This is a genomic window from Microcoleus sp. S36b_A4 (genome assembly GCF_036700645.1).
Lineage (GTDB): Bacteria > Cyanobacteriota > Cyanobacteriia > Cyanobacteriales > Microcoleaceae > Microcoleus.
Window position 1 is genome coordinate 16,617 of record NZ_JAUBPI010000085.1, and the last position, 10,920, is coordinate 27,536.

Below are 10,920 nucleotides of genomic sequence, written 5' to 3' on the forward strand. Positions count from 1 at the left end.
AAAATCTAAAATCTAAAATCTAAAATCGACTGATGGCTCACGCACCTCTGGTGTGAGGAGCAAATTTATGCTATGTTCGACTGCAAAGTTGACAGCGGTATGAATATGCTGACTCTTCCCGGCGTTGAAATCACAGAGCTCATCTACGAAAGCGCAAACTCTCTGGTTTACCGAGCATTGCGACAGCCCGACAATCAACCCGTCGTCCTCAAAATCCTCAAAGAAAATTATCCCACGCCCCAAGAACTCGCTCGCTATCGCACAGAGTATAAAATTACACAATCTCTGAATCTGAGTGGCTGTATAAAAGCCTATGATTTGCAGCCATATCAAAACACGCTGGTGATGTTTGTGGAGGATTTTGGCGGCGAATCCTTGAAAATTTGGATGCAGCAGCAAAAATTTAGTATTGCAGAATTCTTGCGAATTGCGATCGCCACCACAGAAAGTTTACAACAAATTCACAGCGCCCACATCATTCACAAAGACATTAACCCTTCAAATATTGTCTTCAATCCAGCTAGCGGAGAACTCAAAATTATCGATTTTGGCATTTCCACGCAGTTAACGCGGGAGAATTCTACCCTAAAAAATCCCAACATTTTAGAGGGAACTCTTGCTTATATGTCGCCAGAACAAACCGGCCGAATGAACCGCAGTTTAGATTACCGCACGGATTTTTATTCCCTGGGCGCTACTTTTTACGAACTGCTGACAAACAAATTGCCTTTTGACACTAACGATGTGCTGGAATTAGTACACAGTCATCTCGCTAAACAGCCGTTATCTCCATCTCAGGTGAATCCCGAAATTCCGCAAATTGTTTCCGATATTGTGATGAAGTTGATGGGGAAAAATGCTGAGGAGCGGTATCAAAGTGCGATCGGCATTAAAGCGGATTTAGAAGAATGCTTAAATCAACTGCACAGCAATAACAATATATCCTTTTTTTCCCTAGGATGTCAAGATATTTCTGATCGCTTTCAAATTCCGCAAAAACTTTATGGCAGAGAGCGAGAAATTGATAGTTTACTAACAGCTTTTGAAACAGTCAGCAGTCACAGGCAAGATGCCTGTGCCACAAGCAATCACAGGCAAGATGCCTGTGCCACAAGTTCAATGATGTTGATTTCTGGATATTCTGGTATCGGGAAATCAGCTTTGGTGCAAGAATTATACAAACCGATTACTCAACAGCGCGGTTATTTTATCTCCGGCAAATTTGACCAATACCAGCGCAACATTCCCTACAGCGCAATTGTCAGCGCTTTTCAGGATTTAGCCAAACAACTGTTGACAGAAAGCGCAGCCAATCTCAAAGAATGGCGGGAAAAAATATTATACACCTTGGGAATCAACGGTCAAGTCATTATTGACGTAATTCCTGAAATTGAATTAATTATCGGCAAGCAACCTGCGCCGCCAGAATTGGGTGCGGCAGAAGCGGAAAATCGCTTTAATTTTGTGTTTCAAAACTTCATTAAAGTCTTTACCAAACCCGAACATCCTCTGACAATATTTATCGATGATTTGCAGTGGGCTGACGGGGCATCTCTGAAACTGATGCAACTGCTGATGAATGCTTCGCCAGCGGGACTGTTTTTAATTGGGGCTTATCGGGATAACGAAGTTTCTGCGGCTCATCCGTTAATGCTAACAATTGAAGAGATTGTCAAAACAGGGGCAAAGGTCGATCGCATTTTTCTGTCACCTTTGGATTTATCCTCTGTTACTCAACTGATTTCTGATGCCCTGAATTGCCCGGAAGCAAGAGTCAACTCCCTTGCCGAGTTAGTGTTTTTCAAGACGGGCGGAAATCCTTTCTTTATGAATGAATTTCTCAAATCGCTTTATACAGAAGGACTCTTACAATTTGACTTTACCCCCAGGGCTGTTTCGGGGCAACTACGGGGGGATTGCCCCTACGAAAAACCAGGGTTTTGTAGGGGCGGTGCCCCCGTGCCCGCCCAGCCCATAGACGATGGGGTAGGGGTTTCAGATATCGCGGCAACCACGGGGGGATTGCTCCTACAAGAGAATGAAACAGCCCAGCCTCACCAAGGGGGGACACAGGGGAGTTGGCAGTGGAATTTAGAAGAAATTCAAGCGAGAAATTTCACTGATAATGTTGTCGAATTGATGGCTAGCAAAATTCAACAAATGCCCGATAATACGCAGGAAACGTTAAAGATAGCAGCCTGCATTGGCAATCAATTCGATCTGAAAACGCTAGCGTCAATTCGCCAAAAAAATCTGAGAGAAACGGCCGATGATTTGTACGAAGCAGTTGCGAAAAATTTAGTTTTCTTGCTGGGGAATATGGGAGATGTCGAATTAGAAATTGCAGGTAAATCAGCCAGTAACCAATCCGTAGAATACAAGTTTGTTCATGACAGAATTCAGCAAGCTGCTTATTCCCTGATTGATGAACAGGATAAGCCGATAGTCCACAAACAAATAGGACAACTGCTGCTGCAAAATACTCCGCTCGACAAGCGAGACGAAAAAATATTTGATATTGTTAACCAATTAAATTTCGGCTTAGAGTTGATTGTTCATCAGCAAAAAAAAGACACACTGGCGGAATTAAACCTGATAGCAGGTCAAAAGGCTAAAGCATCAACTGCTTATCAGCCAGCTTTTAACTATCTGCAAACAGGGATAAACTTGTTGGCAGAAAACGCTTGGGTGATGCAATATAACCTAAGTTTGCAACTCCATCAGGAAGCCACAGAGGCAGCTTATTTTTTTGGGGATTTCGAGCGAATGGAAAGTTTAGCTGCCCTTGTCCTGGAAAATACTAAAATTGCAGTCGATGGAGCCAAAGTTTACGCTCTTAAAATTCAAGCAGCGCTGTCTAAAAGCAACTTTCAAGAAGGCATAAAAATCGGTTTGTATTTTCTACGCTTATTGGGGATAAACTTACCAGACAACCCAGACAGGAGGGATGTTGAAAAAGGATTTGAAAAAACAAAATCTCTTTTGGCTGGCAGGAAAATAGAGGAATTGCTTGACTTGCCCGAGATGACACAACCTGAACCTCTGGCAGCTTTATTGATTTTATCAAGACTAATGGGGACTACCTATATAGCTAATCCCAACTTAATGATATTAATGGTTTTAACTAATGTCAATTTATCGGTCGAATATGGAAATTCTATTTTGTCGGCTTTTGCTTATGCGACATACGGCGTTGTATTGTGTGGGATTGTTGTAGATATTGAGTTGGGTTATCACTTTTCCCAATTGGCATTAAAGTTAGTAGAACGCTTTAATGCCCAGGAAGTCAAGGCTAAAGTTTTAGATGCTGTTGCCCATCACATTCTTCCTTGGAAAAAGCATTTAAAAGAAACTAGAGCTATGTTATTAGAAGCTTATCAGAGGGCGGTTGAAACGGGAGATGTAGAATTTATTGGTCATGTTTTATTCGAGCGACCTTTTAATTCTTATGCAATGGGATTTGAACTTGGGAAACTAGAGCAGGAAATCGTAAATAACAGTGAAATTATTAGAAAGTTTAGACTAACAAGTTGCTTAAATTATCTTTCTATGTATTTAGAGGTGGTTCGCAATTTACAAGCTAAGTCAAACAATACTATTCAGTTGATAGGAGATGCTTACAATGAAGAGGAATCGCGGGATGTATATCTATTAAATAATGACAAACACGGGTTGTTTTTGCTTTTTTTAAACAAAATGATTTTAGGTTTTTTATTTGAAGATAATTATGTATCGCTCGATAATGCAGACCTGGCACAACAGTATATAAGTGGCGAAACAGGAATAGTTGCTGTTCCGATATTTCACTTTTATGATTCTTTAGTTTATTTAAAATTAGCGAGCGATCGAATACCAATTGAGGATAAAAATAATTGGATCGAGCGAGTGACTCTCAACCAAGAAAAAATGCGTAACTGGGCGCATCACGCTCCCATGAATTACTTACATAAATTTTATCTAGTTGAAGCTGAAAAAGCGCGAGTTTTGGGGCAAGTTGTGGAAGCGATCAACTATTACGATATCGCAATTTCCCTTGTCAAAGAAAACGAGTACATCCACGAAGCCGCCCTCGCTTACGAACTCGCAGGCAAGTTCTATTTATCTTGGGGGAAAGAATTAACAGCCAAAGCTTATATGCAGGAAGCTCGTTACTGCTATCAACTCTGGGGTGCCGTGGCTAAAGTTAAAGATTTAGAAACGCGATATCCGCAATTATTTACGCTCGATCTACCTACAAATAAAAACATTTCAACCACTACATTAACTACGGGCAGCCCTTCTAGTTCTTCCTTGGATATCGCTACAGTAATGAAAGCTTCCGAGGCCATTTCTGGCGAAATTGTACAGGAGAAATTACTGTCCCGATTGATGAAAATTTTGATTGAAAATGTCGGCGCTCAAAAAGGATATTTAATTTTAGAAAGCCAGGAAAAATTGCTGATTGAAGCTGAAGGTGTAATGAATGATGAACGGATAACAGTGCTGCAATCGGAACCAGTAGAAAACTGCCAGGAACTTTCCGAAACAATTATCAATTATGTCGCCCGAACCAAAGAAAATTTAGTGTTAAATGATGCCACTCGTGAAGGTAACTTTACGAATGACCCTTACATCAAAGCACGTCAGCCCAAGTCTATTTTGTGTGCTGCTTTGATGAATCAAGGTCAACTGGCTGCTATTGTTTATCTCGAAAATAACCTTACCGCACAAGCTTTTACTCCCGATCGCCTGGAAGTTTTGCAATTGTTATCGGGACAAGCGGCGATCGCACTTACCAATGCTAAACTCTACGCGGAAGTCAAAGAACGCGAAAACCGACTGACTCAATTTATCGACGCTATGCCGATCGGGGTAGCCGTGCATGATACCACCGGACAGATTACCTACGCAAATCAGACAGCACATCAACTAAGTGCCATTCCCACAATACCCGAAGCAAATACTGAGAAATTAGCAGAAGCTTGTCAACTTTATCTGGCGGGAACTAACGAGTTATATCCCACCGCACAAGTCCCAATCGTGCGTTCTTTGGGGGGTGAAACTGTCAAAGTAGATGATATCGAGTTCCACCGACCTGATAAGATTGTTTCTTTAGAGGTTTCTAGCACTCCAATTGTCGATGAAACTGGCAAGATTAATTATGCGATCGCCACATTTCAAGATATCACCGATCGCAAACAAGCAGAAAAAGTTTTAGCCGACTACAACCGCACTTTAGAACAGCAAGTGAGCGATCGCACTCTCGAACTCCAGCGGGAAATTATCGAGCGACAACGAGCTGAAGAAGCAGCACAAGAAGCCAACCGAGCAAAAAGTACATTCCTCGCAAATATGAGCCACGAATTGCGGACTCCCCTCAATGCAATTCTCGGATTTTCCCAATTAATGAATCGCGGTTCTAACTTATTGCAGGAACAGCAAGAACACCTGAGTATTATCACCCGCAGCGGAGAACATTTGCTGGAACTGATTAACCAAGTATTAGATTTGTCCAAAATAGAAGCGGGACGCACGACTCTCAACGAGACAAATTTTGACTTCCACCGCCTACTGGACGACATCGAAAATATGTTCCAACTTCCGGCACAAAATAAGGGATTGCAGTTATTAGTAGAGCGGATGCCCGACGTTCCCCAATATGTGCGAGCTGATGAAATTAAATTGCGCCAAATCTTGATCAACCTGCTTTCTAACGCGATTAAATTTACCTCCGAAGGCGGCATTTATGTGAAAATTAAAAATCAGGATTTGGCTCAGCAAATCTGCTTTGAGATAGAAGACACGGGAGAGGGAATTGATGTTAGTGAATTAGACAAGATATTTGAAGCTTTTGTGCAAACTAAAACAGGGGAAGAATCGCAACAAGGAACAGGATTAGGTTTAACTATCGCACGTTCTTTTGTGCAGTTAATGGGAGGTGAAATGACAGTCAGTTCTCGTGCGGGAGGCGGTACTATTTTCAAATTTGACATTAAAGTTAATTCCGTTGAAAGTGCCGATCGCCAACGGGAACAGCCAACTAGACGAGTTATTGCGATCGCACCCAATCAACCCCGCTATCGAATTCTCGTTGCAGACGACGCTTTTGACAACCGCCAACTGCTAGTTAAACTGCTTTCCGCGATCGGTTTTGAAGTCTACGAAGCCCAAAATGGGAGAGAAGCAATAGAAAAGTGGGAGCAATATTCACCGCACTTAATCTTTATGGATATGCGGATGCCGGTGATGGATGGGTATGAAGCAACCAAACAAATTAAAGAGGGCAACCACAGGGGGATTGCCCCTACGGAAAACGAGGATTTTGTAGGGGTAGTGCCTCCGTGCCTACACCAGACAGCAATTGTTGCTATAACAGCAAGTAGTTTTGAGGAAGACAAAGCTATGGTTCTTTCTATCGGCTGCGATGATTTTATTCGCAAACCATTTAGAGAAGCGAACATATTTGATGTTCTGCACAAACATATCAGGGTGCAATTCGTTTTTGAAGAACTAAATGCTGCCCCCAGTTTCACAGAAAATGAAGTAAATGTATTGACAAAAACCGCTTTTTCTGAATTACCTCCTGAGTTAGTAGCCAATCTCCAGCAAGCCATTAGCAACCTCGATTTGGAACAGATGCAAACAGTCATCAGTCAAATTCGCGAAATCAATCAGCCCTTAGCTAGGGCGAGCGCAGCTTGCATTAAAAATTTTCAGTACGAACAGTTGCTCAATTTAATACACACATTAAGGGATGAGACATGAACAAAAAACTCCGTCTTACCCGCGAAGAAAGTATTTTAGTGATTGATGATTGTCCGGAGAATTTAAAACTTTTAAGCGGCATACTATCGGCCGCTGGCTATAAAGTTAACCTAGCTCCCAGTGGGAAATTAGGTCTTAACTTTATCGATTCCAACTTGCCCGACTTAATTTTACTGGATATTATGATGCCTCACATGGATGGCTACGAAGTCTGCGAGCAGCTTAAAGCTGCTCCAAAAACTCAAAATATCCCAATAATTTTTATCAGCGCTTTGCAAGAAATTTTTGATAAAGTAAAAGCATTTTCTGTGGGCGGAATAGACTACATTACAAAACCTTTTCAACAACAAGAAGTTTTAGTGCGCGTCGAAAACCAATTACGTCTAAAAAGGATGTCTAAACAACTCATAGACCAAAATATTCTCGAAGAGCGCAACCGCATGGCGCGGGAAATTCACGACACTTTAGCGCAAACTTTTGCAGGTATTATCATACATTTGGGAGCTGCTGAACGGGTAATATCAGCAAATCCAGAACAAGCACAAGTACACATGAAAACTCTCTGCGAATTGGCTCGCTCTGGCCTGACTGAAGCGCGGCGATCCGTAGAATCTTTGCGCCCGCAACTGTTAGAAGATGGTGACTTGTATAGCGCTCTCAACCAAATTGCTAAACAAATGTCATCAGATACTGATACGCGCTCTATTTTAGAAGTAGTTGGCACAGCCTATTCCCTACCATTAGAGGTAGAAAATAACCTGTTGCGTATCGGGCAGGAAGCATTAACAAATGCTTTCAAATATGCCAAAGCTACAGCGATAAAAATTGAGTTGGTTTACGAAACATCCAAGTTCCTTTTGCGAGTGCAAGATAACGGAGAGGGATTTGATACGGAAAGTTTCGGTTTTAGGAATGGCTTTGGTTTATTGGGAATGAGAGAACGCGCCGATCGCATTAACGCGCAACTAATTGTAAACAGCAGCCCCGGAAACGGAACAGAAGTTATAGTTTCAGTTAATCGCCAGTAAAGTAAGGTACACATTTCGCACCATACATAGTAAGTTTGTATTGATATTTTCATTTTTTTTTATAAAATTAACAGGGGAAACATGATTAACCAATCCAATATTATTCGCGTTTTAATTGCCGACGATCATTATATTGTGCGGCAAGGTTTAGTGGCGCTGCTGAATCATGAATCAGATGTTAAAGTTGTGGCGCAAGCAAGTAACGGGCAGGAAGCATTAACAATGTTCCGCGAATATCAGCCCGATGTCACCCTTATGGATATGCGGATGCCCCAAATGGATGGAGTCGCCGCTATTGCTGCGATTTGTGCGGAGTTTCCCAGCGCCCGGATTGTGGTGCTGACGACTTATGACGGCGATGAAAACATCTATCGCGGATTGCAAGCTGGTGCTAAGGGCTATCTGCTGAAGGATGCGGAACCAGAGGAGCTTTTAGCAGCAATTCGGGCGGTTTTTGAGGGTAAAAAGTATATTCCGCTGGCAGTGGGTGTTAAGTTAGCCGATCGCCTGAGTGGCCCTGAATTGAGCGATCGCGAATTAGAAGTCATCCGCCTCATAGTCGCGGGTAAAAGCAACAGCGAGATTAGTGAAGTTTTGCACATCAGCGAAAGCACCGTCAAGTTTCACATCAACAATATTTTGAGCAAAATGGGAGTTAGCGATCGCACGCAGGCCGCGATTTCCGCATTAAAACGGGGGATTGTCAGCCTGTAATTTAATTATAAGTATTTCTACTGAAAAATATGACTGTTATGAGGGCAAATAATGATAAATAAGATCTTAAGTTTTACGCCAAAACTTTTTAGTAAGGCTAAGCTGGAACTCCTAGGACAAATTAGCCCTGCTCAAAAAAAATGCTTTATTCATTTTTGTCCAAATCTCAAGTCAAAGTCCGCGTTTTAAAACAGTTTGCAGCCGCTGTTTCGGCGTCTTTAGCTCTTAGTGCAACAACCAGTTTGAAACCTTCACAGGTATTAGCAGCTAGCAATATCCCCCTCCCAAATCAAAGCTCGACTCAGTTAGTCGCAAAACCTGATTCTAGCTTGCAGTTAGGGCAGTTACGCAGCAGTGTTCCCGTGCAGACAATGCAGCTCGATCCGGGCGGATTTATCCCGATCGCGATCGGCGGTATGATAATTATTCTGGTGCTGCCATTATTTTTTGGCGGATTGGTAGTAATTGGCGATCGCGAAGTCGGAATTGTCAGTAAAAAGTTTAGCTTCGGCGGCAAGTCTTTACCGCCCGGAGATTTAATTGCCTTAAACGGAGAAGCGGGATATCAAGCTGATACTTTGCCCCCCGGTTGGCACTGGGGTTATTGGCCTTTGCAGTACAACGTTCGCAAAGAGTCTCTAACTGTAGTTCCCCAAGGTGAAATTGCTTTAATTATCGCCGCCGCCGGCGAGTCGATTCCGCCGCAGCGCATCCTCGGCAAAATCACAGAATGCGACAATTTTCAAGATGCTCGCAAATTTCTTAAAAGCGGTGGAGAAAAAGGTCGCCAACTCGGCATTCTGACGGGCGGCAGCTATCGAATAAATACGGCATTATTTACGGTAATTACAGCAGCTAATGCTCCCAAACACGGGATGACAGCGGAACAGTTGAAACTGTACAAAATTGCTCCCGATAAAGTGGGAGTTGTGACAACTTATGACGGCGTTCCGATCCAAGATGGCGAAATTGCAGGGCCAATTATTCCGAATCACGACAACTTCCAAAACGCGCAAAAATTTATCACCGCTGGCGGGCGACGCGGTTTGCAGGAACAGGTTTTGCTTTCCGGTTCGTGGAACTTAAATCCTTGGTTTGTCGGAGTTGACCAAGTGCCGATGACCGAAATCCCGATCGGCTATGTCGGCGCGGTTATTTCTTATGTCGGCAAAACCTCAGAAGATGTGAGCGGCGCTGCTTTTACCCACGGAAATTTAGTAAATGTCGGCAATAAAGGGGTTTGGGTAACTCCCCTTTATCCGGGGAAACATCCGCTGAATACTCGCATTTTGAAAGTAGAGTTAGTGCCGACTACTAATATAGTATTGAATTGGTCTGGTAAAACAGAAAGGCACAGTTACGATTCTCAACTTTCGTCTTTAACCGTGCGTTCTCAAGACGGTTTTGCCTTTGATTTAGAAGTAGCTCAGATTATTCACGTAGGAGCTTTGGATGCTCCAAAAGTGATTTCTCGCGTAGGTTCGATGCAGAATTTAGTAGACCACGTTTTGCAGCCGACAATTGGCAATTATTTCCGCAATTCGGCTCAAGCTTATTCTGTATTAGATTTTCTCTCGGCAAGAAGCGGCAGGCAAGCGGAAGCAGCCGAGTATATCAAAGCAGCTTTGCGAACCTACGACGTGCAGGCAATTGATACTTTAATCGGGGATATTTTGCCACCCGCAGAGTTGATGCAAACTCAGACAGATCGCAAAATTGCTGAGGAACAGTGCAAGACTTATGAGGTGCAGCAATTAGCACAAACTCAGCGGCAACAATTGGTGCGGGAAACGGCGCTGGCTGAGATTCAGCAAGAGATGGTGAAATCGGAACAAGGCGTGAAGATTTCTGAGTTGAAAGCGAATTCTCAGGTGAAGCAAGCTCAAGGCGAAGCTGAGTCGATTCGGGTGAAGGGAAATGCTCAAGCTGAAGCTTATCGCGCGGGTGTTGTAGCTTTGGGAGGTTCGGGTTATACGGCTTTGCAGTTAATGCAAATTATAGGCGATCGCAACGTGCGAGTTGTCCCGGATGTTGCGGTAACAGGTAACGGTAGCGGTGGCGGTTTGGTTGATGGTTTGCTGGGAATGATGATGTGGAATCAAACGAGCAAAAATGGAGAAAATGGCGGGGAGTTACCTGTAGTTAACCTACAGAAATCGGAACCTGCAGCCAAGTTATCAGTAGCCCAGGTGAATTCTGTTAAGCCGTCGGCATCTCGCGCTAATTCCCCTGTTGCGAATTCTGAGGCTGATATTGATTCGCGATTTGATGAATTGCCGTTTGACGATCGATCTTTTAGTTAGGCTGTGCCGTTTGTAGCGAGGACTTCAGTCCTCTCTCAGGGTAAACGCATCTAAATTAATTTGACAAACACCTAAATTTGTGCACTACTAAATAACTAAAAAAACCTTCTAAAAATCATTGACTTTAACCA

Annotated in this window: 4 protein-coding genes; all 4 read left to right on the top strand. The window is 43.0% G+C overall.

All coding sequences use genetic code 11. From position 1 onward, the window contains the following. Nucleotides 1–105: 105 nt before the first annotated feature. The 4 genes from QUA03_RS22510 to QUA03_RS22525 all read left to right on the top strand — a co-directional run bounded on the left by QUA03_RS22510 (nucleotide 106) and on the right by QUA03_RS22525 (nucleotide 10,789). The gene (locus QUA03_RS22510) at nucleotides 106–6,744 is read left to right on the top strand and encodes an AAA family ATPase (protein ID WP_333215114.1); all 6,639 of its coding nucleotides are present in this window, start codon (nucleotides 106–108) and stop codon (nucleotides 6,742–6,744) included. After that, a complete protein-coding gene (locus QUA03_RS22515; protein ID WP_333215110.1) occupies nucleotides 6,741–7,772 on the top strand; it encodes a response regulator in 1,032 nt (343 codons plus the stop codon). The genes QUA03_RS22510 and QUA03_RS22515 overlap by 4 nt, the downstream gene beginning before the upstream one ends. Nucleotides 7,773–7,853: 81 nt before the next feature. Next, entirely contained in the window at nucleotides 7,854–8,486 is a 633-nt protein-coding gene (locus QUA03_RS22520) for a response regulator (protein ID WP_445304802.1), read from the top strand. Nucleotides 8,487–8,626: 140 nt separating this feature from the next. After that, a complete protein-coding gene (locus tag QUA03_RS22525) occupies nucleotides 8,627–10,789 on the top strand; it encodes a flotillin family protein (RefSeq protein ID WP_333215112.1) in 2,163 nt (720 codons plus the stop codon). Nucleotides 10,790–10,920: the final 131 nt, after the last annotated feature.

What these genes read in the sequence shown, in the direction of transcription:
- QUA03_RS22510 (WP_333215114.1), top strand. Translation starts at nt 106, where the DNA reads ATGCTGACTCTTCCCGGCGTTGAAATCACAGAGCTCATCTACGAAAGC.
- QUA03_RS22515 (WP_333215110.1), top strand. Translation starts at nt 6,741, where the DNA reads ATGAACAAAAAACTCCGTCTTACCCGCGAAGAAAGTATTTTAGTGATT.
- QUA03_RS22520 (WP_445304802.1), top strand. Translation starts at nt 7,854, where the DNA reads ATGATTAACCAATCCAATATTATTCGCGTTTTAATTGCCGACGATCAT.
- QUA03_RS22525 (WP_333215112.1), top strand. Translation starts at nt 8,627, where the DNA reads ATGCTTTATTCATTTTTGTCCAAATCTCAAGTCAAAGTCCGCGTTTTA.